Below are 26,013 nucleotides of genomic sequence, written 5' to 3'. Positions count from 1 at the left end.
AAGTAAATCTCTTTTCTAGTGTGCCCTTCGTTGCGACGAAATGGCTGAATTTGCATGAGCTAACTGAGCTGTGCAAAAGCGGAATGGATGCCGGGTTAACAAAGATGCTCAGTGCATTCTTAAAAAACTTGCGAATTGACACAAGGATACGAGAAGAATGCGTCCTAATGAAATAGGGCTAAACGATGAAATCTGGCGTGGTTGGGAAGCCACCTGAGCCTCAAGCAGTCTTGAGTCTGGTTCGGCAGCCTTTGCAATCAGTGATGTCCAGCCCGGAAGTAAACACCTGTCAATGTTGGGAGAAGTAGAAACGGTCAGTTGCCCCTTCTAATTCTTCCAAAGGGTTACAGTAGGAAAGAAATTTCTCCACATCATCCTGCTGGCTTGCATAATGACTGCTCCAATTCAACCTAAGGATTCTACCTATCGCGCGAAACGGGAAACTGATTGGCGACTTTTGAAGAGCCTGATTCCTTACGGCTTACAAAATAGCCGCACGCTCGTGTTTTCGCTGGTGCTGCTTGTGCCTGCATCTATTGCCGGAGCGATTCAGCCGATTTTAGTAGGAGATGCCATTTCACTGGTTCGGCAGGAGCCGACCTGGCTGAAGTTTTTGCAAACAGTGCCGCTGACAACGGGCATCAATATTTTGACAGGGTTACTGTTAGCGACGTTGGTGGCACGCGCGATTTTGGATGCGTGGCAGGGCTATTTAGTGCAACAGGTTGGGCAAGGCATTACAGCAAATATTCGGACTGATTTGTTTCTGCATGTCACGTCGCTGGCAATGCGCTTTTTTGACCGCACTCCTGTCGGGCGGCTGATTACCCGATTGACGAGTGATGTGGAGTCATTGGGGGATGTGTTTTCTACAGGGGCGATCGGCATTATTGGCGATCTGTTTTCTATTCTGGTGATTGCTGTTCTGATGTTTTTGTTGCAGTGGCAATTAGCATTTCTGTTAGTAGTAATGCTGATTCCAGTAACGGCATTGATTATTTATTTTCAGCAGCAGTTTCGCAAAGCCAACTATCGCGCCCGTGAAGAAATCTCTGCGCTTAACTCCATGCTGCAAGAAAATATTGTGGGTATTGGAGTGGTGCAGCTATTTCGCCGCGAAGGATTCAACGCCCAACTCTTTCGCCAGATAAACCTGCGGTATATCAAAGAAGTTGATAAGACAATTTTTCACGATTCGGCGATTTCGGCAACGCTGGAATGGATTTCGCTGGTGGCGATCGCTGCGGTGCTTTGGGTCGGCAGTTTGCTGATTATGGATGACCAATTGAAGTTGGGCACTCTGTCGGCATTTGTTTTGTATGCCCAACGGTTGTTTGATCCATTGCGTCAGTTTGCTGAAAAATTCACGGCGATTCAAGCAGGGCTAACGGCGATCGAACGGGTCAATGACATCATGAGCGAACCGATCGAGATTCGTGACGTTACCAACCCTAAAACGTTATATGCCCATCCCGATAGCGAAACAGGCAAGATTCAGTTTGATCATGTGTGGTTTGGCTACAAGCCAGAGGACCCTGTTCTAAAAGACCTCGATTTCACGATTCATCCCGGTGAGAAAGTGGCATTAGTGGGTCCTACAGGTGCCGGGAAAAGCTCCATTATTCGCTTGCTGACCCGCCTTTATGAAGCAACTGAAGGCAAGATTTTGATTGATGGAATTGATGTGCGTGAGTTGCCTCAAACAGAGCTACGTCGTCATATGGGCGTAATTTTGCAAGATGGATTTATCTTTGCTGGTGATGTGAAAAGCAACATTACACTGGGTGAAACCTACTCTTTTCAAGCTATTCAGGAAGCGGCGCAAAATACCAATGTCGATCGCTTGATCGAACAGCTTCCCCAGGGATACGATACGCCACTGCGGGAACGGGGTACAAACCTATCCGCAGGGCAAAAACAACTGCTGGCATTTGCCCGGGCTGCCATTCGCGATCCCAAAATTTTGGTGCTAGACGAAGCGACCGCCAGCCTAGATGTGGGCACAGAGTCTTTGGTGCAAGAAGCATTAGAAAGATTGTTAAAAGGGCGAACGGCAATTATCATCGCTCACCGCCTCAGTACCATTCGCAAGTGCGATCGCATTCTGGTTCTCAAACGTGGGCAACTCGTTGAGGTGGGTAGCCACGACGAACTCCTCGCCCAAAACGGACTCTACGCCAGCCTTTACCACCTACAAATGCTAGAAACGTAAGCCAGTTCGGGGTTCGGTTTTTGGGGTTCAGAGTTCGGGGTTCGCAAGTCAAAACTCAAAACTTCTCCGCACTTCGCACTCTGTACCCCGCACTCCCCTTCCTCAATCATGCACTGTTCCATCGGGTAAAATCGCTTCTCTCAAACACGCTCCAGTCAAATTAGCACTCTCTAACTTCGCTCCCTTTAAATTAGCGCGGTGCAGGTTTGCCTCTGACAAATTGGCTAAGCTTAAATTAGCGCCTTGCAAATTAATATCTCGGAGGTTTGCCCGACTGAGATTTGCCGAATGGAGATTTGCATCAGTCAAATTTGCCAAACTTAACGTGGCTTCTCGGAGATCGGCTTTCCGGAGATTTGCCTCCACTAAACTGGCTTTGTAGAGGTTCGCTCCAATCAGGGTGGCGCTGACTAACGTTGCCCGATGCAAACTTGCCCCCAAAAGATTAGCCATACAGAGGTTTGCCAAATTTAGGTTGGCTCCGCACAAATTAGCAGCATACAGGGCGGCTCCGACCAAGTTCGCCATGCAAAGATTTGCCATACCCAGGTTAGCCAAACTAAGATTCGCCTCGCGCAAATTTGACATGCTGAAGTCTGCTTCGCGTAGGTCAGCTTTATAGAGACTGGCTTCCCATAAATTAGCTTTGTGCAAAATTGCGGTGTAAAGCGTTGCCCCTTCTAGTAAGGCTGTACATAGATTTGCCTCCCGTAGATTTGCCATGCTGAGATCCACTTGGCTGAGATCGGCTTCTCTGAGATCGGCTTTGTAGAGATTGGCTTCCCGCAGGTTGGCTTTATACAAAACGGCTGTATAAAGTGTTGCTCTTTCCAACACGGCAATCCCCAGATTGGCTCCCTCTAGGTTTGCCATGCTGAGATCGCCCTGACTAAAACTGACCTCGCGCAGATCGGCTTTGTAGAGGTTGATTTCTCTCAAATTCGTTGATTTAAGATTGGCTCCTTCAAGATTAGGGGTGATTTTTGGATTGTCTTGCGACCACTCGTTCCACGCTTCCACTCCCTGTTTAACTATTGCAAGGTGCCCCTCGTTTGCCATCTGGTTCACCCCTCATTGCTGTGTGGAACAGTCATAGTTCTTGCAGAAGCTACTTAGATTCAGTGTTCCCAGTGGTTATAAAATCTAAACCAGTCATTTTGCTTATTCGTGACTTCTCTTCGGATGGCACGCCACTAAATGGGGGCTATCGTGATAAGTCTGTAATGGGCGTTTTTAGAGTGACAATCAGTCATGTATGTATTATAGCGTTTCCGGCTCCTGTGAGGTACAAACTAAAGGCTCAAACCCTTGCTCTCTATTATTCTGCCCGTACCTCATCCGACAGAAAACCGCTATAATTGGTGGAGCCGGAATGCTGGGACTGGGATTAACACAGCAGTTATTAAACCTGGGTCATACGATCGCCATTATTGACGCAGATCCGCTCGCCTGTCGCTTTGCGCGTGAAAAAATTGGCGTGATGGCATTTGAGGGCAGCGCAGTCAGCACAACGGTTCTGCTGGAAGCGGGAATTAAACAGGCCAATGCAGTGATTGCTGCACTGAGGGATGATGCATTGAATTTGGCATTGATTACCCTGTCTAGAAGCTATGGCATTTCCCATCTTGTGGTGAGGATGCGCGATCGCGAATTCCTAGAAGCTTATCGTCTTGCTGGAGCCAGCCACATCATTAGCACGATTGATTTGGCCGTCACCACCATGGCGAATGCGATCGAATATCCTCAAGTCGAATCGATGATGCATTTTGAGCAAGGACAAGTGGAAGTCTTAAAGCTACCTGTTCCAGGCGATTGTTATGTGGCAGGTCGTACGGTTGCCCACATTGCTCAAGACCCGCGCTTTCCAACAGGTTCGCTGATCATTGGGTATCAATGCCATGCCTGCGCCAATTTAGAGATTCCCAACGGCAATACTGTTCTTGAAGCAGGCTCTACGATCTTGGTTGTTACTCGTCCTGAGCTAGTTCACTCCATGATTGATTACCTCGGCATTGACGCTAGTCATCTTCCAACGTTAGAAGTTTCTCATTCAAGTCCTTGATGTAAGGCTGAACTTGGTCTTCTGGAACGATGCGTTTGCGGAGTGCATCACTAACGGCGACCTTTTCGGCTAAAAGCAATCGCCGCCGAATCGCATCTAGCCCACTGCGATCGCCCTCCAAGTGACCTGCCCGATGTTGATTGTAACGATCTCGCAGTACTCGCTCAGACTGGGCAACTCGCGCTTGATAAGATGCCCACAACTCCTCATAAACCGCCTTCGGCAACACACCTGATTTCAGCAAACTATCCAGTTCATCTTGAGCCGCTTTAGACCCAATTAACTGAATCTGTAACTGCCCAACTTCCTGCATGACATCAGAAACACGGCTGATTTTTAGCCGCTTGACCAGCCAAGGTAGGCTTAATCCTTGTCCAACCAGAGAAAACAGAACGGCACCGAAAACCAGCGCAATGATGTTATCCCGTCCTGGCATTGTCAGCGGAATACTAAGCGCCAGCGCCATTGAGAGAGAGCCTTTAATGTTTCCCAAAAACAGAACATGCTGCCAGCGCAGAGGAATCGGACGATCCAACCAGCGTAGTCCTGCTAACAACGGATAGACCGAGAGAATCCGTCCCAGTTGATACGCCAAAATGACGAATAGAATGGATGGCAGAATACTCCATAGGGTCGCTGGGTTAATTTCGATGCCAATCAGCAGGAAATAAAGGTGTTGACGCTAAACCCAGCATATTCCCAAAAGCTGAGTGAGGTGATTTGATCGGAGGCAGACGAACTGCGAGATAGCCCAAAATTGCCAAAAATGAGCCCCGCGATCACAACAGCTACCGCACCCGATACTCCAAAAAATTGCCCAAACTGGAACGTTCCTAACGCTAAGGCGACGGTCAGCAAGAGACTACTCAACGGATCATTTAATCGAGCAAATATTGGCAGGCTCAAGTAGCCTAGGATGATACCCACGAGTCCTCCACCCAAAGCAACCACGAGCAGTTCCTTTACGCCTTCAAAAACGGTGAGAGACCCTGTAGCATAAACGACTAAAACTAAATTGAACAAAACGAGGGCAGCCGCATCATTGAATAGGGTTTCTCCCTCAACAATGGTGGTCAAACGGGAAGGCACTCGGATCTCCTTAAAAACCGCGATCATTGAGACAGTATCTGTATTTGCCAAAATGACGCCGATCAGCAAATCAGGAATCCACGGTAGCCCCAGCCCAAATTTAACCAGAACTGCGATAATTGCTGAGGAAAAGATAGAGCCTGGACCCGCCAAAAGCGCGATCGGCTTAACGGTGCTGCGGAGGCGGCTGATATCCGTATTGATCGCGGCTTCAAAAATCAGAATAGGTAGGAAAAGATTTAAAACTAAGGATGGGTCTAACCCAATTCGACGCGACAAAACATCCGTAATGGGTAGCCCTGCCAGAACCAATCCTGTGACATAGGGAATTTGCAGTCTTTGCGTGATCAGTGCGGCCGCTGTGGCAATTAGCAGCAGAATGATCAATATGATGACCAGTTCAGGAATGTTTCCTGCCGCTGGGCTTTCTGTAGCAGGATTGCTACCTAAAGGGGGCTGTTGCGCTATGATCCAGTCCATTTCCGATCGCCTTTCATACAAACGCTTTTCTTCTTTTGAGGCGATACAAGCCATTCGATATTTTCTGTCATCGCCAGCATGATGCCCAGTTTTTTTACAGGTTTTGATGAAGATATTGCAATGATTTAGAAGACTGCATGATTACGGGTGAAGAAGCAACTGTGACTGCGCTCCCACTCTTTCATTTTTGCGTTGAGCAGCTTAAAGGCATGTTGTTTATATTAAAACTTGTATGAAAGAATCAACTCAGACTTTGGCGCTTATTGGGCTAGCGATCGCGGCGCAAGCTGCCATCATTGGTGCAGTTGTGTATGTCAAATTCACTAGCCGTACGGCAATGGCAAGCCAAACAGCAATGGAAAACCAGACAGGTTTTGTAAAGGCAGCGATGCCGGATGGCGCGATCGCAAACGAAGTATTAATTGTGGGTCCCGACTGCGATCGTCCTGAAGGAATTCGGAAGAAAGCACTCGCTGCTGGCTTGGCTAAGCTGAACGTTCCCCATCACCAAACTAGCTCAATTTCGATGAATTCTGAGTCAACCGATGACATTTTTACAGCGATGACTCAGATGGATAGCTTGATGAAAGCAGATTCTCCAGTTGTGTTTGTTAACGCTAAAGGCAAGGCAAACCCAACCCTTGATGAAGTGGTTGCAGAATATCGTTTAGCAGTTCCTCAGTAAGGCTCAACTCAAATCACTACCTGTGAACTAAAAGACCAAGATCCGGCGCAAACCTCCAACCTTTTAGAACCTTGTCGGTTCCTCTAAATATGAAATGCTATGCTTTAAGCCATCAACGCTAGGGGTGCCTGAGATTTCAGGCTGAGAATACACCCTGAGAACCTGAGACCGGATTATACCGGCGGAGGGAAGCTGTTATTTAGAGGAATTAAACTATGCGGACAGAGTGGATCGCTAAACGTCGCGGACACAGCAATGTGTCTCAAATGCACTATGCGCGTCAGGGCGTGATTACAGAAGAAATGAACTACGTGGCACAGCGGGAAAAATTGCCTGCTGAATTGATTCGGGCAGAAGTCGCACGGGGACGGATGATTATTCCCGCCAACATCAATCATCCCAATTTGGAACCGATGGCGATCGGCATTGCGTCCAAATGTAAGGTGAATGCCAACTTGGGCGCGTCTCCCAACTCTTCAAATATGGATGAAGAAGTGGCAAAACTGCATCTTGCCATCAAGTATGGTGCCGACACGGTGATGGATTTGTCTACGGGCGGCGGCAACCTGGATGAAATTCGCACAACGATTATCAAGGCCTCTTCGGTGCCCATTGGCACGGTGCCCATTTATCAGGCATTGGAAAGCGTTCATGGCAATATTGAAACCCTGACCGCTGATGACTTTCTGCACATCATCGAAAAACATGCCCAGCAAGGCGTGGATTATCAGACGATTCATGCTGGGATTTTGATTGAGCATTTGCCCTTAGTCCGCAGCCGGATTACGGGGATTGTCTCTCGTGGTGGAGGCATTCTGGCGCGTTGGATGCTGCATCACCATAAGCAAAACCCGCTATATACCCACTTTAATGACATTATCGAAATCTTCAAGAAGTATGATGTCTCGTTCAGCTTGGGCGATTCGCTACGTCCTGGCTGTCAGCATGATGCTTCAGATGAGGCGCAGCTTGCGGAACTAAAAACCTTGGGGCAGTTGACTCGCAAAGCCTGGGAGCAGGATGTGCAGGTGATGGTAGAAGGTCCGGGGCATGTGCCAATGGATCAAATTGAGTTCAATGTGCGGAAGCAGATGGAGGAATGCTCGGAAGCACCGTTCTATGTGCTGGGTCCTTTGGTGACGGACATTGCGCCGGGATACGACCACATCACCAGCGCGATCGGGGCAGCGATGGCGGGTTGGTATGGTACGGCGATGCTGTGCTATGTCACCCCTAAAGAGCATTTAGGTCTGCCGAACGCGGAAGATGTGCGGAATGGGTTGATTGCTTACAAAATTGCGGCTCATGCGGCAGATATTGCGCGTCATCGACCAGGCGCACGCGATCGCGATGATCAACTGTCTGCGGCTCGATACAATTTCGACTGGAATCGCCAGTTTGAGCTATCCCTTGACCCAGAACGGGCAAAGGAATATCACGATGAAACGCTGCCAGCCGATATTTACAAGACTGCGGAGTTTTGTTCGATGTGTGGACCAAAGTTCTGCCCAATGCAGACTAAAGTCGATGCAGATGCGTTGACGGAGTTGGAGAAGTTCTTAGCAAAAGAGCCTGTAACTCAGGTTTAAGGTAAACCGTGGCGATCGCTTTTTGATGGGGGCGATCGCCGTGCCATCAACGCTATTTGTTGAATTACTTTGCAAGTATTGCCTGAGAACCAGGTGGGCAGGGAATGGGTTCAGAAATATTTTGAGGTGCACTAGGCATCGCCGGAGGCGTGGGAGATGGCTGCTCTGTTTCGCATATCTGCCCAACAGAAGTAGCTGCTTCACCAGTCCCATTTACAAACACAACTCCGGTATAACTTTTTAGTCCAGGTTTCTTGGGTACGGCAGTAATCATCACTGGCTGAGGACTACCATCTTGCAGCATTAAGGCATACCGATAGTTGGTTGATTCTGACCCATAGTTGGTTGATTCTGACGGAATATCAACTTGTAACTCATTCAGGGAAAGGGTAAATTTTCCATACTCAAGAAAATACGCCTGCTCTAACCGCACCATCGCTCCAACATACACCTTAGCTTCTGCATGTTTATTTTTTTCGCTTGACCCCGAAAACTGGGAAGGACGATCGCAGCAATGATCATTAGCGCTCCAGTGGCGATTAGTATCCGAACAATTACGGGTAGCCCTTTTTTTCTATTAGATGATGGGATCATTTTTCCATGTCTTTTAGTTTTGCTGGTTATTGATCTCTTCAGAACTTGAACCAAAATTACGCAAGATACAGGAGTACGATACAGTGGAAAAAACGCTTGAATTGCCTATGGACAGCACGGTTGCCCTACGTTGCATTTCTGTTCAAGATTATCACCGGATGACAGAAGCCGGGATTTTCACCCTGAAGAGCGCGTTGAATAACTAGAGGGAAGCATAATCAAAATGGCAATCAAAGGAACCGCTCGCTGCAATACGAGCAGCGTTGTTGCAGGTGTGAAATGTTTAAGAGGAAGTCGAATATGTTAGTACAATGCAACTTATGTGTTATTTTTTATCAGCTAATTTGCTGGATAGGAGATAATTCACTCAAATTAAGCAATGGTGCGCTGTTACTACGGTTCTTGTCACAGTCCAATCCTGGATTTTACCCGTGCGGGTGAGTGTGTTGGATAGGGGTTGTAGTGCAAACTCTATAACGAGGGTAACTTAGAGCCGAAGGACAGCAACGTTATGATGTTAGCTGACGAAATGACACTCGCTGAAGAAATTCTAGATACATGGCGATCGCGATTAGAGACAGAGTTGCCAGAACAAAACTCTACCAATCGTGACAGCATTGCCTACTGGTTAATTGGAGAAAACCCCTCTCGCCTAAATGACTTTACTCCAACCCAACGGCACATCTTAGAGCAAGCCATGGACTACCGCTATCGCATTTTACGGCAGCGGTATCTAGAGGTTTCACCGGTGAGAGCGTACAAAGGACTGATTCAACGCCTCAGCAACCTCTTTTTGGTTCGCAACAAAATTCGTACCTGGATTGCCCTTTCTCGCGATCGCCAGCGTAGCGTGGTAGACGTGTTAGAGGAAGTCATCCAAGAACTGCTGCAAGGCGATCGCTACATGCAGCAGCAAGCCACTTGGATTGCCCAATGTACCCAAGACTCTCGGCTTAGAAATGCCTTACTGCTAGCAAGTGTAGAAGAATACTGTCTTCGCCCCATTCGCAATCAACCGTTACTTTGCTACCGCTTTGTTAACTATCTGCGACGCACCCAAAAAGGTGGGATGACTCAAGTTCCAGCGAATGATTTTATTCGGCTGGTTTCTCACGAGATTGCTCCAGATGAAGCAGAAGGGTCGGTGAGTCTGCTTGATTCTCGTGCCGTTGCAGAATATCAAGAAGCTCAAGCCCTGCAAGAGCAACAAGAAATCCGTAATGCTGTTCAATGCCGATTTGAGGCTTATTTGTTAGAGAAGCAGGTAGACTCCAACGCGATCGCGTGGCTACGGCTTTATTTACAAGGACAATCTCAAGAAGCGATCGCGAAAGCCCTAGACCTGAATGTGAAACAAATCTATCGCCTACGGGAAAAAATTAGTTATCACGCCACTAAAGTCTTTGCTGTAAAGACCCAGTCTGATCTGGTGTCGTCTTGGCTTGGTAATCAAGAGATCCCATAAAGACCGCCTTTAAAGGTTATTCAACGCCAAGATATTCAGTTCACTTACCTTCCTAGCTAAGCGCTGTTCAATAAATCCATAACTTTTAATGAAGATTTTGCTGTAGATAGTACGAAATTTTGATTTTATATTTCGCTAAAATTCATCAGCAGATTAGGATAGTGTCATTAGATTCACCCGATGCATTGATTTCCTATGGTGTCCTCAAGTGGTGATCCATCGGAGCCTCAAAACTCCTTAGCCGGCAAGCAAAGCGATGCCGCTAGGTTTAAAACTGATTGGATGGCTCAGATCGATACTGAGCAAGCCTTTCGCCTGGTCGATAGTATTTTGCCTTTTGAAGCTTGCCTGTATCATCAGATTTTGCCGCTTTCTCTTGAAGGAAGTCGGCTCAAGCTTGGCATGGTGGATATTGATGATACGACCGCTCTCGATTACGTTCGTCGGATTTTGGCGTACATGAATTGCTCGTTAGTGCCCCAACCGATCGCTTCCGATATTCACTACGCAGCGCTATCTGCTTATCTCCAGTATGCAGATGCTCAAAAAAAGGCGGCCAGTACAGTTCCTCAGCCTTTTGCCAGACGCATAGCCAAGAAACTGGCTGAGCAATCTGTCAAACGATTTGCGGAAGGTAAAACTTTGGGGGAGACAGAGGAAAATACGTCTCAAGAATCCTCCAAATCTGCTTATGAATATTCCACGCTGGTGGTAGACAGCCCATCGATGTTACCGCCATTGGCGATCGCAGATAGTTTGCCAACGCAAACAACCATGGATGCGACCCAGGTGGTCAATGAATTTACTGAAACTATGGTTCAGAAGGCTGTTTCTGCTCCAATATCTACTCAAACCCTGACCCGGCTAGAGATTTATCCCAATCATCTGTCTGAGCCACCAGAAGTATTAGCAACGCTTTCTCCAAAGGAATTGCTCCAGGAATTGCTGGCTCGAATTTTAGATTGGGGAATTGGACGGCTCTATTTAGAACGTCAATCTCAACAGGGAAGAATTTTGTGGAGCCAGAATGGGGCTGTGCAAGCAGTAATCAATGGGCTGGAATTAAGCAAGTTCGATGGTGTAATTTATGAATTAAAGACTTTAACTAAATCACCGATGGATCCTGTTCAAAAAACTAGACAGGTAGAAGTAGAACGTCTTTATCAAAACCAGAGACTGTTGTTACGCTTGCGGCTGACCCCTGGAAAGCATGGGGAAGAGGCAACTCTACAAGTATTGCGGGGGGCAGCACTCCGGTTTTATAAACAGCAACAGTTGGTGAGTATGGGGCAAGAAGCAATGGGATTTGCTCAACAGTTGCAGAGCAAAATTAATGAGCTATATGTTCACAGCCATTCTCAATCGATTTTATTGCCTGAAAATCTAAACACACTGCCAGAACTAATGCGATCGCTCAAGCGGATGGAATATCAATTGCATGAATTACAATCGCTTAAGTTTGATGAGCTAACAGAAGAGGAGTAAGAAAAAATTCAGAAAAAGTCCCAGCAGAAGGGAGGAGTTGCCTGCCATGCTGCATCTAGCTTTGGTAACAAAGTAGAGTCACCCTCAATTTCTATTGCTCCTAACCATTGCAATTCTGAGGCTGATCGCATTCCACAAAATAGCTGAGTTAAATGTTCTACAGAAATCGTGATGCTGGTAGCGGCAGGCTGTTGCGTGGGGCACATTTTTTGTTCAACAAAGTCCACAGAAATCTGCTGCTCGCCAAACACTGGGTCGATAATATTGAAGGCGATCGCAAACGGCACTCCAGGATTAATTGGACGCAGTTCCAATGCTTTCATCACGTCCACCAACCGCCACATAAATCCGCCTCCAGTGGCTCCAAATCGGTGGGTTAAACCAAATTCAAACGGTAAAGTGGGTATCGCTGGGTCACACCGTTGCTCACTTATCAAATGGGGGAAAGGATCTTTCGGGTCAGTATTCCAAACAATCGTGGTGACTTGATCTCGTAATGATGCTAAAAAACCAATCAGTCCGCGATAAGCAGCGGCGGTTAAAGCAACCCACTCTTGCACTACAATCGCCCATTGAGTTTTGGTCGGCTCTAAATGGGTAAACTCAATCACCATATAGCCCAGCAAGGTTCCAGCTTCAGCGTAGACGTAGATTTCTTGTCCGGCTTCAGGTTCAAAGTATCCTTTCCAGCGGTTAGGTTCGCGCTGCAACCAGCCGTTGTGTTGCTGTGCGGCTTCCTGATACACCGCTTTGATGGATGCTTGCAAGTCATCCCGATAGGTCATGACATTTACTCGTTCAGAGTAGAGCGGGATGTGTCGGGCAGACACTCGATACTGGCGCGTATCTCCGACCCAAGCCCAGCCCAACTTGCGATAAAAGCCGTGCTGAAATGGATACAGCATCGATAAGGGGATTTGCTGCTCGTGAAACCGTTGCAAAGTGTGTTCGATCAGTCCTTGAGCAATTTTTTGTCCTCGCCGCTCTGGGGCAACTGCGACTCCTGCAACTCCCGCCATTGAAAACTGCACTCCTTGGAAAAACAAGGCTAGCTCTAGGTGGCGATAGCGCCCTGCTAAATTGCCTGCCTGATCTGCCAATACCCATCCTTGCCCTCCGGGTGGATTGAGCGGCTCGGCTTGCATCTCTTTTTCTACATCAGCCTGCGATCGCGTTGGCATAAACGCAAGCCGAGCCAAGTTGATGAATTGGGCGCGATCGCTCTCTTCAGCGGCACGAATTGTGAATCCCGGCAGAGCAGTCATGCTAAATCTCGCCTTAGTCATAGGATTAAAGAATTTTATGACATAAATTATTTACTCACAAAAATAGGGGCATTTCACGAAATGCCCCTACTACAAATATCACCGTTTTTTGGTTTACTGCCTAAACTGCCGCCAATACAGGCTGCTCAATCCAACGACCCATCGCTTTACCCACAACCGAAAGCTCTTGCATTAACTGGTCAAACCGCTCTGGAGTCAGAGATTGCGGACCATCAGACATGGCTTTTTTGGGATTGGGGTGAACTTCAATCATCAAAGAATCAGTACCCGCGGCAATGGAAGCCGCCGCCATAGAAGGTACATACTCCCACTTGCCTGTGCCATGACTAGGATCAATCATGATCGGCAAATGAGTCAGCGATCGCAAAACTGGAATACAAGATAAATCCAATGTATTGCGGGTGTACTTACTGTCGAAAGTGCGAATCCCCCGCTCACAGAGAATTACATTAGGATTGCCTGCTGCCAGAATGTATTCTGCCGCCATCAACCAATCTTCAATAGTTGCCGCCATGCCACGCTTTAACAGAATGGGTTTTTCTTGCGCGCCCACCTTTTTCAACAGAGAAAAGTTTTGCATATTACGGGCACCAATCTGGATGATGTCTGCCACCTCTGCTAGCGGCTCTAAGTCTGCTGCATCCATTAGTTCGGTAATAATGCCTAGTCCAGTCTCTTCACGAGCCTGTGCCAACAGTCCTAAGGCACTTTCTCCATGTCCTTGAAACGCATACGGAGACGTGCGTGGCTTGTAGGCTCCGCCTCGAAGAAACTGTGCGCCAGCCGCTTTCACGCGCCGTGCCGTTTCCACAATCATTTCTTCATTTTCAACAGAGCAAGGACCTGCTACCACTACTAGGGGGTAACGCTCGCCAAACGTGACGGCTCCATTGGGTGTCGAAACAGTGATTTGACTAGGGTCTCCTTGCCGATACTCTCGACTGGCACGCTTGTAAGGTTTTTCTACTCGCAATACCTCTTCAATCCAAGGGCTTGACTCTTGAATCTGCCGGGGGTCCATATCTACCGTTTCGCCTACTAACCCAATTACAACCTTATGGGTGCCAATAATTTTTTCGGGGCTGAGTCCCCAGGTTATAAATTCCTCAGTAAGGCGGGTAACTTCAGCTTCTGGAGAGCCAGTTTTCATGATCACGATCATGGGTTTCTATCCTTGGTACGTTGTGAATGGTATGCAAAATGGCGAGCCAAAGCTCAAGTTATGAGAGGTTATGACTCTTTTTGTCGGGCTTCTCGCCACGATGCGATCATTCGTCCAAAATTGGTTTTAAATTCACTCCAGCCAAACCAATTTCCAATCCGATCTTCATCCCAAGACGCAGAAAGGGCACCATAGCTAAGACCTAAAACGCCCAATCCAAAGAAGCCAAGACTAATCAAAAAAACTACTACTGGTGGAAGCTTAAAATAGTGTTGGCTAACGACTATATAACTAATTATAAATGTCAACATTCCAAGGCTAGATGGAATGCCAGAAAAAAACAGAATCCGCCTAACCATGCGTTTACTAACTGCTTCCGGCACAGCAGCAGAACGGTTAGGAACCGAAGCTATATTTTGATTAGCCTGTTTTTTCACTTGCTCTGTCTTCTCCAGAGATACCCCCTTAGAAGGTATGTCCAGTTTGGACTTAGAGGCTTGAGCGCCACCTCTTAGAGCTTTTTTACTGCTCTGTGGCTCAAACGGTAAACGCGAAGAGCCAGCCAGGTCACTATCCTGGGATGCTCCTGTAGTCTCTTCACGTTTATCTTTGTTTTTCGATGGCTTCCAAGACTTTGATGACATGACCGCTTTTCCTTGGATTAGCCGCGAATGCCCAGCTTAGTGATTAATGCACGGTAGCGAGCATTGTCTCCAGTCTGAATATAAGCCAACAGACTTTTTCTTTGACCAATCATTTTTAGCAAACCTCTGCGGGAGGAGTGGTCTTTCTTATTGGTTTTCAAGTGTCCACTCAAGCGATTGATCCGTTCAGTTAGCATTGCTACTTGAACATCCGCAGAACCCGTGTCGGTTTCGTGAACTTGATAGGAGGAAATAATTTCTTGTTTTTGCTGTTGCAGCAGAGCCATGGGTCGTCCGAATTCCTATTTACACAAAGTCAGCAGTTCTCAATAATAGCATGGGGTTTAAGGATAGCTAAAGAGAAAGAAAGTAACAATCAACAAAATTGCCAATAGTCATTCTTTAAAGAAGAGTAAAAATACTCATGGAGAAATAGAGGATGTAACAAGGGGACAGGCTGTTCCTACATCGCCCGGTGGCGGGATCAAGCCAACTACGTGGGGGACAGCACGGGGTTCATACCCTACTAAGGACTTGCCTTTATAAGCCAAAGAGGTGCTGGCACCTGAATCTAACATGACCGCATCTCGAAATCCTGCTTTGGCAAGAGCTATGCCTAAATCCACAGAGCCAATTGGTTCAGTAGAAACTCCGATTTGAGGTTGACCCTGCTGGTTAATGCCCCAAAATGCGCGATGTCTCAATTCATTGACGCTATACAGGCGACCAAATCGCTCTAAAGGCTGAGGTTTGCCATTGTCAACGAGCCAACCAGCGGCAACAAAAGCGTCGGTCACAGTGGGAAGTTCTGCTTGGATGGCTGCTAAGGTGTTGTGCTTTTTGAAGTTAAAAGGAACAAATTTGACTGCTTCAGTTCCGATCAAAACAAGAGGACGGTTTTCTAAAAATGGAATTTCTCCCCGCTTACCAGGGATAAACCTGCCATGGCTTTGGCTATAAATTGGTCCTAACATTTCGTTGGAATCCAACATTTCTAATGAGAAGAAGGTGCCATCTACGGCTGCTATCACAGGAGTATTCGCAACAATCTGAGGGATTTGCCCACGCGTGTTGTAGTGGATGGTAACGGGTTTGCCGCCAGCAATAAAAATAAATGGAGTTTGATTAATCGTCGCATCCAGCCGACGTACAGGGGCGGTAAAGTTGAATCCCATGCTAATGGATGTCATTGGGGAGCCACCCCAAGCAATATCCACCATTTCTTGAATCCGGGATTGTCCAATTCGCCCGATCGCTAGTAAACTCTGTGACTGACCTGCCAGCTGCTCGTCAGCATCATTCATCGTCAGTGCTGCTGAGTATCCTGCTGCTTGCACAGATTCTAGAGCAGCTTTGTCAAACTTACCTTCTGGATAAGTGAAGTAGCGCATGGGGATGCCTAGCTCTGTCTCTAGAATCCGCTTAGACTCTTGAGTTTCGATCAGCAGTTGAGCTGGGGGTAGCCCATCCATTACCTTGTGGTTGACGCTGTGAGAGGCGATCGTCACGAGCGGGTCTTTTGCCATTTCTCGCAGTTGTTCCCAGTTGAGGCTGGAGCGTCCCATTTGTTTACCGACTTTAGCGGTATAGATTGAGAAGAGCGCTGGATATCTATATTTCTTTAGCAGGGGATATATATAGTCGTAATGACCTTTATAGCCATCGTCGAAGGTGAGCAAAATCGGTTTGGTTGGCAGTGAAACTCCTGTGCGGAGGTGTGTCACAAGCTGATCCATGCTGATGGGCGTTAGCCCTTTTTGCTTGATTAGCTGTAGGTGCTGCTCAAACTCTTGCGGTGTGACATCAAAGAACACGAGTTTCTCCGGCAGAATGTCGTGGTACATCATGACGGGTACCTTGGCTTGGCGTGCCAAAGAGTTAATTTCAGGGAAAGGGCTGGGATTAAGATACGCCATCACTTGCGGGGCGATCTGACCGACGATCGCTCCCATGCCAAAGGCAGGCTGCTCAACCCAGTTGGCAGTTTGAGAAATATTGCTCACAAGTTGAGTGATGCCATTGGTGGCTTGAGTCGCTTGGGCAGGCGAGCAGTCGGGATTTGTGGTAGGAGCGGATGGCTCTAAAATATTTGGCTGCTCAGGTGTTGGCTGTTCGAGGGTGTCACTGGAATCAAATGATTGGGCGATAGTGATGGTTGCTGATAGGGCAGGATGCGATCGCCCCATTCCGCAAAACAGTAGTGGTGTAATCACTGCGATCGCCAATCGCGATCTTTGTTTAAAGAAACTCAAATTAAAAGGACTCAAAGGACTCATTTGATTCAATTTGATAAAAAACTTACCCACGCTGCCCATAGTTCACCAAGCTTCATAAGTTCCCTAGACATATCTACTCTATAACGGTATCTTTGTCAGTCTTTTTGACGTTTTTTCGTGGATAGATCACGCTTTTTTTGTCTAAGTCTTTATCAGCAGTGATTGTGTTGAATCTAAACTGCCAAAAAAATCACTGGAACGGATTTTACAGAGTGTCATTTGAAGCTTTTTTATACGTCGGCAAGGCGATTACCCATTAGTAAGAGAAAATGGCAGGTCGTCTAACGCTTAGCAGCTACGTAGTTCATATAGATGTCAAACTTTTAGCCTTCGAAAAAGAGAATAATTTTTGTATAAAAGATTACAGAATAACCGGGTCGAAAAAGATGGAATTCATTAAGGGTTATTTTTGTTCTTTTCTTTAGACATCCCTGAAAGGTGGGATGACATCCAGCAATCTATGCGTTAGGCATCTGAGTGTTTGCTTCAAAAAGCTTGAGGCCTTGCGATCGCTCAGGGTTGCGCTGATTTCTGAGGTTTCTCATACTCCTATCAATTAGGATGCTGTTCGTCAAAGTGCCACTCATTAACTCCAGTGAGGAATTCCTACTAATGATCACAAAACTTCCGTCTAAGCCTTCTGCCCGGAGGAGGCAGCGTTTAGCGCCAACCCAAACAAACCAATGGCGATCGCTAGATTGGTACTCTAGAAAGCTATCCCCCAGCGCTCAGGCATGCATTCCCCTTGCCTTGATCATTGTATTAATTTGGGGATATGAAGCCTTTGCCCAAGCTGCGCCGACGCTGGCAGATGTCGCAAAAACCACTGAAACCCTAAAAGTGGGTCTCGATACCATGTGGGTGCTGGTGGCTGGCATGTTGGTCTTCTTTATGAACGCTGGTTTTTGCATGTTGGAAACTGGCTTCTGCCGTCAGAAGAATGCTGTGAATGTGCTATCCAAAAATCTAATTGTGTTTGCGCTCTCCACGATCGCATTTTGGGCGATCGGCTTTGGGCTGATGTTTAGCACTACTGGCGGTGGTTTCATTGGTGGCGGCGGCGGCTTTTTCTTGGCAGGCGCAGATAATAGCCCAGCCACAGGAGACGCTTATCAAGGAATCTTTAGCGCTCTTAATTGGGCAGGTGTTCCCCTACTGGCAAAATTTTTCTTTCAGCTTGTCTTTGCCGGAACAGCCGCCACAATCGTATCTGGAGCGGTGGCAGAACGCATCAAGTTTATGAGCTTTTTAATATTTAGCTTTTTGCTCGTAGGGATTGCTTATCCCATCACCGGGCACTGGATTTGGGGCGGCGGCTGGCTACAAACGTTGGGCTTCTGGGATTTTGCAGGTACAACTGTGGTTCACTCGGTAGGCGGTTGGGCTGCCCTAATGGGTGCCGCAATTCTTGGTCCTCGGCTAGGCAAATATGGGGCAGATGGTCACTCAAACGCACTGCCTGCACACAACATGAGCATTGCCACCTTAGGCACTCTAATTCTGTGGTTAGGCTGGTTTGGCTTTAACCCTGGTTCTACCATGGCAGTAGGCGATGGTTCCCTCATTTCTCATATTGCAATTACTACCAACACCGCTGGGGCATTTGGTGGACTTGCCGCAACTATCACTGCATGGCTGTATTTAGGCAAACCTGACCTTTCCATGATTATCAACGGCATTCTGGCAGGTTTGGTATCAGTTACCGCCGCTTGCGCCTTTGTTACAGTTCCAGCCGCTGCCGTCATTGGTACGATTGGGGGAGTTTTGGTGGTATTCGCAGTCGGGTTCTTCGACAAAATTAAGGTTGACGATCCGGTTGGGGCTACATCGGTTCACTTGGTTTGTGGAGTCTGGGGAACTTTAGCAGTAGGCTTGTTTGCAGTGGGACCCAGCGACGTAGCGGGTGCGTTGTATTCAGCAGGTCCTAAGGCTGGCTTGTTTTTGGGTGGCGGAATTGAGCAGCTTTGGCATCAATTCGTAGGCGTTATGACAGTTGGCGGCTTTACCGTGCTTGTTTCTACTATCTTTTGGTTCATCCTAAAGTCAACTTTAGGTATCCGAGTGACTGAAGAAGAAGAGTTTATTGGGCTGGATATTGGCGAACATGGCATGGAAGCCTATGCAGGGTTCGTTAAAGACAGCACCAGTTCTAATTCTGACCTATCCGGTGGGATGGGTAACCCTGGAGTTGCAAGTCAGAATTATTAAGCAAACGATAAAACTAAGTAGCTACGTGCTTAGAAAAATTAGATTGACTTAATAGAGGCTTGTATTTAGGTCAGTTATTAAAGTAAGTGGAATCTTAATTCATTCAGAATTTTAAGATTCCACTTTTTTATGCAATGCAAAGTTTTGATGCAATCTGAAAAGATATCAAACGTTTTTCTTTCAATCTTAATCTCAAAAATTTAAGTGCTAATGGGTTTGATGGGCTTTCTATCCCCGCCATCCCCAACTGCTTTTGTTACTTACAATACAACTCACGTTAACTGATGGAATCACAATCAACTCCATTAGATTCTATCCATAGAAAGATTGCTATTTTCGCATAGTGTGCATGCTGAAGGCAGCTTTCCTTATTGGTAGAGATATTGGAGCCGGTCCTTCTGCAACCGTCGCGTTTGTGGCAACCACTGTGGCTGCATCAGCCGGTGGGCTGGCTTGGGCACTGGCAGAGTGGTTTGGTAAAGGCAAACCCACAGCCGTGGGAATTGGTAGCGGCTTTGTGTCTGGATTGGTCGGCATTACGCCAGCAGCAGGCTTTGTCACTCCAGTTTCGTCAATTATTATTGGTGCGATCGTTTCCCTATGCTGCTTTTTTGCGGTCAGCTTGAAAGCGAGAATCCAATTTGACGATGCCCTTGATACGTTTCCAATCCATGGCGTTGGTGGAACCGTTGGCGCAATCTTAACAGGGATTTTTGCAACCAAAGCGGTGAATGGATTGGGTGCAGATGGGTTGCTGTATGGCAACTTTAATCAGTTGGTGATTCAGATTGTGGCCGTGTTAATTGCTTATGTCATTGCGGGTATTGGCACCTTTGTCATCTTTAAGGTGATTGCAGTATTTATGCCACTGCGAGTTAAACCTGAAGTGGAAGACGAAGGGCTAGATATACACGAGCATGGTGAAGAAGCCTATGGCGAAAGCATTGCTGCTGAACTCAGTTTTGCTACTAGAACTTCTGACACAACCAGGACATCTGAGATTTAATAGGTGCTTCATTGAGTTCTTACTTCACTGTTAAAGTCTAGAAATAAGGGCTATCTTGGTGGCTGCAAACAGTTTTTGAGCTGATTTGTAACCGTTTCCAAGATAGCCTTTACAATCTGATCCAACGTGTCTGATTTGAGTAAGTGTTTAGACGTTTTAGCGCTTTACCAACCTGGGCTGTATCCTTGAGTTTAGTCAGTGGGATGTTACTCCCAATTGCACTGTTTAGCTTTCATCGAGATAGCTTGCGGAGTTCTTCTCAGGTGCGTGCGTCTACGGTTGACCAACCCTCTCCTTACCCATCGCCACCCAGTTCTACGACTCTCAACACCAAAGTTGGAGTGCGGCGGCAGTTGAATTACGAGCAATGGGTGCAAATGCTTAGTCGAGAGGCATCGGCGATCGCGGATCAGTCGCCTAGCCAGTTAAAAGTCTTAGCGGGTGATTCCTTGAGTTTATGGTTTCCTAGCAATCTGCTGCCCGCAGAAGCCACTTGGCTCAATCAAGGCATTTCGGGTGAAACATCCTATGGGCTGCTCAAGCGAGTTAAGTTTTTTGATCAAACCAAGCCCCAAACTATTTTTGTCATGGTGGGCATTAATGACTTAATTAAAGGGGTAAGAGGCGAAACAGTGGTTGCCAATCAGCGAGAGATTGTGCGCCATCTCAAAGCCGCACACCCGCAAGCCACCATTGTGATTCAATCGATTTTGCCCCACGGTGGCGATCGCGCAAGTCGGCGATATCTTGACTCTATCAAAGGAGATCCTGCTCCGAAAGAGCGTCAGCAGCCCTTATGGGTTGATCGACTGCCAACCATTTCAAGCCGCTGGATTCGCACAATTAACAAAAAACTAGAGCGTATTGCCCAAGATGAAGGCGTAGAGTATTTGGATTTGTACAGCGATTTTGCGGATACACAGGGTTACATCAGAGAAGAATTGACAACCGATGGCTTACATTTAAGCGTTGCCGGGTATGCCCTTTGGAGATCGAAATTGCAGCAAGTCAACAAGGCGGTTTCAAAGCCCTCTGCTTCGCGTTCAGTGACTTCTCCCTAAAGAGTGGCGCTTTTCTCGACGAGAGTGGCAAGATTGGTTTAGGAGATAAGCAAACGCCGAATTCCTCTATGCCCGAACCGACTGCCTCAATCGCTCAGCACTATCACGAACGAACCAAATACGATCCCAGAACGATTAACGCCAAAAGTAAATCGCCTGATTGGAATCAGCAACCGATCCCGTTTAAAGAATACAAAATTGGCAGTTCGTTTGAACTGAAGCCATTTCTAACGGAGAATCCCGAAGAATTTGCGGATAACCCCACAGGCAAGTGGTGGCAACGAATTTCACAGCTTTTATTTTGCAGCTATGGTTTAACGGGCATGGTCCCCACCATTGGCGAACCTCATTATCTGCGAGCGGCTCCCTCTGCGGGCGGGCTTTATCCTGCCGAACTCTATCTGGTTTCGCGAGGCACTCCTTTATTACCCGCAGGACTGTTTAACTATCAGGCTCGTACCCATTCATTAATGCATTTTTGGGAGAATGACCTGTGGACCAAGCTACAGGCGGCTTGTTTTTGGCATCCTGTCTTAGAAAACACCCAATTGGCATTGATTGTCACCACAGTGTTTTTGCGATCGCAATGGCGGTATCAAGATCGCGCCTATCGCCGAATGTGTCTGGATACTGGGCATTTGCTAGGCAACATCGATTTAACCTGTGCCATGAATGATTATCGCCCTCATCTAATTGGTAGTTTTATGGATGAAGGGGTAAACCAGGTACTGTATTTGGATTCTGCGCAAGAAGGCGCGATCGCGGTGATTCCACTTGCTGATCTATTAGAAGTTCGCCAAAATCTTCCCCTTGCCAAGACAATCATTCCAACCCGAGCGCAGGTAGAATATCCCCTTCTTGCGGATGGTGAGCTGCTGTCTTACTTTCATCAGGCAACCCAAATTGACCTAAATGAAACCATGAAGGTCAATTGGAAACTGTCTCCCACAGAAAAGCAACGCACGGATAAATACAACTTTCCGTTTTGTACGAAAGTGCCAACCGCAACCAATGCGATTAGCTGGGGAAAAGACCTGGAGAGCCTAGAAACTACCCTTCTCAAACGTCGCTCAACTCGTGCCTACACCGGAGAGGCGCTCACCATTGACGAACTGAAGCAACTACTAGACTTCACCTACCAACCCCAACACTATGTTGAGCAAGGACTAGATGGGACTCCTGACTGTTTTGATCTCAGTTTGGTAGAAACCTTTATGGTGGTGTCTTCTGTAGATGGCTTGGAAGAAGGTTGCTACTATTACGCTCCCAACTCTCAGGAACTCCGCCAAATTCGCTTCAAAAATTTTCGCCAGGAGCTCCATTTTTTGTGTTTAGGGCAAGATTTAGGTCGGGATGCAGCGGTCGTGCTCTTTCACACTGCTGATTTAAAAGCCGCTGTTGCGACCTACGGCGATCGCGTCTATCGCTATTTGCATATGGATGCCGGACGGCTAGGTCAACGCCTCAATCTGGCGTCCATTCATCTGGGTTTAGGAGTGAGTGGGATTGCTGGCTTCTTTGACGATCAGGTCAACGAAGTGTTAGGCATTCCGATTGACGAAGCCGTCCTGTACATCACAACCTTCGGTCGTCCTCAACCCTTTTTCTAAAGGCACGTCTCGCAATTAAGCCTTGCATATATTCACGGCGTGTTTTTGCAAAACTTGAATTCGTTGCCAGACTTGCTCCACTAAATCAGGGGCATCCGCATCGAACCATTCAATTTCAGGGTAGGCGCGAAACCAAGTACGCTGACGTTTAGCAAATTGGCGCGTGTGAAGAATGGTGGCTGAGATCGCATCCGTTTGAGACATCTGACCTGCGAGAAATTGCTTGAACTCGGCGTAGCCCAACGTATTCAGCAATGGTAGGTCGACCCCGTACTTTTGACATAAGTCTTCTACTTCTGCCACAAAGCCATGGGCGACCATCTGTTTCGTGCGCTGGGTAATCCGATGGTGCAGCTGAGCGAGATCACCGCAATCTAGTCCAATATGCAAGATTGGGTAGGCGGGCGGCTGTTCTCCCTGTTGGGCTGAAATCGGTTGCCCAGTCACATAGAACACTTCCAGCGATCGCAGGGTTCGCACTTGGTCATTAGAATGAATTTTGGTCGCCGCGTCCGGATCGACCTGTTGCAGCATGGCATAACATTGGGGTTGCCCTAAGTTTTGTAACTGCGATCGCAGGTCTGGTTGGGGTGACACCCTAGGAATTTTAAGTCCTCGTGTAATTGAACGGATGTAAAGCCCTGTTCCACCCACCAGCAAAGGCGTGATGGGTTGCGTCGCTGAGGGTGGCAGATGCACAGACTCAATCAAACTCTGCGCCTGCATTTGATATTCTGCCAAGGTCAGCGTTTCCGTTGGTTCACAAATATCAATTAAATAATGAGGAACGATTTGCTGCTCGGTGAGCGTGGGTTTCGCCGTACCAATGTTAAATTCTCGATACACTTGGCGCGAATCGGCGCTAAGAATGACACAATTCATACGCTTTGCAAGCGCGATCGCCAAGCGCGATTTACCCGTTGCCGTTGCGCCACAAATTACAATCACTACTGGCACAAAAGTACTATTATCTGCCGGATTTTTCATTGAAACTACTGTTGAATACTATGTGATGGTTTAACCCCACCGCAAACGGTTCAGGAAACCTATCTAAAAGCGGTTATAAGCCTTTTGTGCTAAAATTTTAGATAGTTTTGGTCTTCTTAAGCTTAAGTGCAGTTTTAGACCACGTTATTTCGGCTGGAGCGCTAATTGCATGTCAGATAACTACGGTGCGGAGCAAATTCAAGTCCTTGAGGGAATTGAACATGTTCGTAAACGTCCGGGGATGTATATCGGTAGTACGGGTCCCCGTGGGCTGCACCATATAGTGTACGAGGTTGTTGATAACTCTGTAGATGAAGCACTCGCAGGGCATTGCAAAAATATTGAAGTAACGCTAAATGCGGATGGCTCAGCGACTATCACGGATGATGGTCGCGGCATCCCCACTGATATCGTGGCTCGTACTGGGAAATCCGCAGTGGAAACGGTGCTAACCGTATTGGGGGCAGGCGGTAAATTTGGTGGCGGTGGTTATAAAGTCAGCGGCGGTCTCCATGGGGTAGGAGTATCGGTCGTGAACGCTCTATCTGAATGGTTAGAAATCACCGTTTGGCGTAATCAAAACACTCACACCCAGCGATTTGAAAAAGGTGTTCCCATTGGCTCATTAGCGGCTCAACCGGGAGCAGGCGATCGCACGGGCACTTCCGTAACCTTTCTGCCCGACAACACAATTTTCACCACTGAGACGGCGTTTGATTATGTGACCGTGGCAGGTCGCCTGCGAGAGTTAGCGTTCCTTAATGGTGGAGTTCGCATCACCTTCACCGATGATCGATTGGAACTGCTAAAAGCCTCAGAGCCTCACGTCGAAGTGTATTTTTATGAGGGCGGCATTCGAGAGTATGTCACCTATATGAATCGCGAGAAGCAGCCGCTTCACGATGAGGTGGTTTATGTGCAAGGTGAGCGCAACAACGTCCAGGTAGAAGTGGCGCTCCAATGGTGCGCGGATGCTTACAGTGACAACTTGCTGGGCTTTGCCAACAACATCCGTACGGTAGATGGCGGCACCCATTTAGAAGGATTGAAAACGGTTTTAACCCGCACGCTGAATTCTCTTGCCCGCAAACGCAACAAGATTAAGGAAAATGAGTCTAATCTAGCGGGAGAAAATATTCGTGAGGGCTTAACGGGTGTCATTTCTGTGAAAGTGCCCGAACCCGAATTTGAGGGTCAAACCAAAACGAAGCTGGGCAACACTGAAGTGCGCGGCATTGTGGATTCGTTGGTCGGCGAAGTGCTGATCGAATATCTAGAGTTTCGCCCCGGTGTAGCAGATGCCATTATCGAAAAGGCTGTGGAAGCCTTTAAGGCAGCGGAAGCGGCTCGGAAAGCCCGTGAACTGGTACGGCGAAAGTCGGTATTGGAATCTTCTACTCTACCCGGCAAACTGGCGGATTGCAGCAGTCGCGATCCTTCGGAATCAGAAATTTTTATTGTGGAAGGAGATTCTGCTGGCGGTAGTGCTAAGCAAGGGCGCGATCGCCGCTTTCAAGCTATCTTGCCACTGCGGGGCAAAATCTTAAATATTGAGAAAACTGATGACGCAAAGATCTATAAGAACACCGAGATTCAGGCTCTCATTACTGCCTTAGGTTTGGGAATTAAGGGCGAAGATTTTGACGCAGCGCAGTTACGCTATCACCGCATTGTGATCATGACTGATGCCGACGTGGATGGTGCCCACATTCGTACTCTGATCTTGACCTTTTTCTACCGTTACCAAAAAGCAATGGTCGAACAGGGTTTCATCTACATTGCTTGCCCGCCCTTATATAAGGTGGAACGAGGGCGCAGCCACAACTACTGCTACAGTGAACGCGATCGCGATCGGGTGATAGCCACTTTCCCCGACAACGCGAAATATGACATTCAACGCTTTAAAGGGCTGGGCGAAATGATGCCGACCCAACTGTGGGATACAACGATGAACCCGGATACGCGCACCTTAAAGCGAATTGAGATTGAAGATGCAGTCGAAGCCGATCGCGTGTTTACGGTGCTGATGGGCGATCGCGTAGCGCCCCGCCGCGAATTTATTGAAACCTACGGCTCTAAACTGAATCTCGCTGATCTAGATATTTAAATCCG

At 47.5% G+C, this 26,013-nt stretch carries 21 protein-coding genes and 1 riboswitch; of the genes, 11 read left to right on the top strand and 10 right to left on the bottom strand.

Annotation, left to right across the window (positions count from 1 at the left end):
- The first annotated feature begins 391 nt into the window (after window positions 1-391).
- Window positions 392-2,212, top strand: coding sequence for an ABC transporter ATP-binding protein (locus tag JOY44_RS03670; RefSeq protein ID WP_171572368.1), 1,821 nt, complete (start codon window positions 392-394; stop codon window positions 2,210-2,212).
- A gap of 102 nt (window positions 2,213-2,314) precedes the next feature.
- Here JOY44_RS03670 and JOY44_RS03665 read toward each other — a convergent pair whose 3' ends face one another.
- Window positions 2,315-3,271 (bottom strand): pentapeptide repeat-containing protein, encoded by a 957-nt coding sequence (locus JOY44_RS03665; protein WP_171572367.1) that lies wholly within the window; start codon window positions 3,269-3,271, stop codon window positions 2,315-2,317.
- Window positions 3,272-3,548: 277 nt separating this feature from the next.
- On the opposite strand from JOY44_RS03665, the gene JOY44_RS03660 reads away from it, so the two are divergent.
- Window positions 3,549-4,274 (top strand): TrkA family potassium uptake protein, encoded by a 726-nt coding sequence (locus JOY44_RS03660; RefSeq protein ID WP_307821911.1) that lies wholly within the window; start codon window positions 3,549-3,551, stop codon window positions 4,272-4,274.
- Here the strand turns inward: JOY44_RS03660 and JOY44_RS32290 are convergent.
- Window positions 4,231-4,893 carry a cation:proton antiporter gene (locus tag JOY44_RS32290; RefSeq protein ID WP_281063295.1) on the bottom strand — a complete coding sequence of 221 codons (663 nt, stop codon included), beginning with the start codon at window positions 4,891-4,893 and terminating at the stop codon, window positions 4,231-4,233. The genes JOY44_RS03660 and JOY44_RS32290 overlap by 44 nt on opposite strands.
- Window positions 4,894-4,931: 38 nt before the next feature.
- Window positions 4,932-5,843, bottom strand: coding sequence for a cation:proton antiporter (locus tag JOY44_RS32285; protein WP_281063276.1), 912 nt, complete (start codon window positions 5,841-5,843; stop codon window positions 4,932-4,934).
- A gap of 232 nt (window positions 5,844-6,075) precedes the next feature.
- Here JOY44_RS32285 and JOY44_RS03650 point away from each other — a divergent pair, with 232 nt between their 5' ends.
- Both JOY44_RS03650 and thiC read left to right on the top strand, forming a co-directional pair.
- On the top strand, window positions 6,076-6,528 hold the full coding sequence (locus JOY44_RS03650) for a hypothetical protein (RefSeq protein WP_171572365.1): 453 nt from the start codon (window positions 6,076-6,078) through the stop codon (window positions 6,526-6,528).
- Window positions 6,529-6,638: 110 nt separating this feature from the next.
- Window positions 6,639-6,735: riboswitch (TPP riboswitch) on the top strand.
- Window positions 6,736-6,743: 8 nt separating this feature from the next.
- A complete protein-coding gene (thiC, locus tag JOY44_RS03645; protein WP_171572364.1) occupies window positions 6,744-8,117 on the top strand; it encodes a phosphomethylpyrimidine synthase in 1,374 nt (457 codons plus the stop codon).
- A gap of 64 nt (window positions 8,118-8,181) precedes the next feature.
- Here thiC and JOY44_RS03640 read toward each other — a convergent pair whose 3' ends face one another.
- Window positions 8,182-8,568 carry a type IV pilin-like G/H family protein gene (locus JOY44_RS03640; RefSeq protein WP_203031927.1) on the bottom strand — a complete coding sequence of 129 codons (387 nt, stop codon included), beginning with the start codon at window positions 8,566-8,568 and terminating at the stop codon, window positions 8,182-8,184.
- 654 nt (window positions 8,569-9,222) lie between these two features.
- On the opposite strand from JOY44_RS03640, the gene JOY44_RS03635 reads away from it, so the two are divergent.
- Window positions 9,223-10,176 carry a HetZ-related protein 2 gene (locus JOY44_RS03635; RefSeq protein WP_197984931.1) on the top strand — a complete coding sequence of 318 codons (954 nt, stop codon included), beginning with the start codon at window positions 9,223-9,225 and terminating at the stop codon, window positions 10,174-10,176.
- A 195-nt stretch (window positions 10,177-10,371) separates the two neighbouring features.
- Window positions 10,372-11,661, top strand: coding sequence for a hypothetical protein (locus JOY44_RS03630; RefSeq protein ID WP_171572362.1), 1,290 nt, complete (start codon window positions 10,372-10,374; stop codon window positions 11,659-11,661).
- Between the two features lie 8 nt (window positions 11,662-11,669).
- Here JOY44_RS03630 and eis read toward each other — a convergent pair whose 3' ends face one another.
- The 5 genes from eis to JOY44_RS03605 form a co-directional block, all read right to left on the bottom strand.
- Window positions 11,670-12,926: an enhanced intracellular survival protein Eis gene (gene eis / locus JOY44_RS03625; RefSeq protein ID WP_207211155.1), complete on the bottom strand. Its 1,257-nt coding sequence runs from the start codon at window positions 12,924-12,926 to the stop codon at window positions 11,670-11,672.
- Window positions 12,927-13,047: 121 nt separating this feature from the next.
- Window positions 13,048-14,109, bottom strand: a complete 1,062-nt coding sequence (gene aroF, locus JOY44_RS03620) for a 3-deoxy-7-phosphoheptulonate synthase (protein WP_171572360.1) — start codon at window positions 14,107-14,109, stop codon at window positions 13,048-13,050.
- Window positions 14,110-14,177: 68 nt separating this feature from the next.
- Window positions 14,178-14,753, bottom strand: a complete 576-nt coding sequence (locus JOY44_RS03615; RefSeq protein WP_171572359.1) for a PAM68 family protein — start codon at window positions 14,751-14,753, stop codon at window positions 14,178-14,180.
- Between the two features lie 17 nt (window positions 14,754-14,770).
- The gene (gene rpsO / locus JOY44_RS03610) at window positions 14,771-15,040 is read right to left on the bottom strand and encodes a 30S ribosomal protein S15 (RefSeq protein ID WP_171572358.1); all 270 of its coding nucleotides are present in this window, start codon (window positions 15,038-15,040) and stop codon (window positions 14,771-14,773) included.
- Between the two features lie 135 nt (window positions 15,041-15,175).
- Complete coding sequence (locus tag JOY44_RS03605; RefSeq protein WP_242541708.1) at window positions 15,176-17,005, bottom strand: polysaccharide deacetylase family protein; 1,830 nt, start codon at window positions 17,003-17,005, stop codon at window positions 15,176-15,178.
- Between the two features lie 636 nt (window positions 17,006-17,641).
- On the opposite strand from JOY44_RS03605, the gene JOY44_RS03600 reads away from it, so the two are divergent.
- From JOY44_RS03600 to JOY44_RS03585, 4 genes are all read left to right on the top strand, one after another.
- Window positions 17,642-19,237 (top strand): ammonium transporter, encoded by a 1,596-nt coding sequence (locus JOY44_RS03600; RefSeq protein WP_171572356.1) that lies wholly within the window; start codon window positions 17,642-17,644, stop codon window positions 19,235-19,237.
- 349 nt (window positions 19,238-19,586) lie between these two features.
- Complete coding sequence (locus tag JOY44_RS03595; RefSeq protein ID WP_171572355.1) at window positions 19,587-20,243, top strand: ammonium transporter; 657 nt, start codon at window positions 19,587-19,589, stop codon at window positions 20,241-20,243.
- A 203-nt stretch (window positions 20,244-20,446) separates the two neighbouring features.
- Window positions 20,447-21,304 carry a GDSL-type esterase/lipase family protein gene (locus JOY44_RS03590; protein ID WP_171572354.1) on the top strand — a complete coding sequence of 286 codons (858 nt, stop codon included), beginning with the start codon at window positions 20,447-20,449 and terminating at the stop codon, window positions 21,302-21,304.
- Window positions 21,229-22,914 (top strand): SagB/ThcOx family dehydrogenase, encoded by a 1,686-nt coding sequence (locus tag JOY44_RS03585; RefSeq protein ID WP_197984930.1) that lies wholly within the window; start codon window positions 21,229-21,231, stop codon window positions 22,912-22,914. Before JOY44_RS03590 ends, JOY44_RS03585 begins: the two co-directional genes overlap by 76 nt.
- 15 nt (window positions 22,915-22,929) lie before the next feature.
- Here JOY44_RS03585 and miaA read toward each other — a convergent pair whose 3' ends face one another.
- Window positions 22,930-23,901, bottom strand: a complete 972-nt coding sequence (gene miaA, locus JOY44_RS03580; RefSeq protein WP_197984929.1) for a tRNA (adenosine(37)-N6)-dimethylallyltransferase MiaA — start codon at window positions 23,899-23,901, stop codon at window positions 22,930-22,932.
- Window positions 23,902-24,070: 169 nt separating this feature from the next.
- Between miaA and gyrB the strand changes: the two genes are divergently transcribed.
- Window positions 24,071-26,008 (top strand): DNA topoisomerase (ATP-hydrolyzing) subunit B, encoded by a 1,938-nt coding sequence (gene gyrB, locus JOY44_RS03575; protein WP_171572353.1) that lies wholly within the window; start codon window positions 24,071-24,073, stop codon window positions 26,006-26,008.
- Window positions 26,009-26,013: the final 5 nt, after the last annotated feature.

Source organism: Leptolyngbya sp. Cla-17 (assembly GCF_016807185.1).
Lineage (GTDB): Bacteria > Cyanobacteriota > Cyanobacteriia > Leptolyngbyales > Leptolyngbyaceae > ULC077BIN1.
This window is presented reverse-complemented; position numbering and strand designations above follow the sequence as displayed.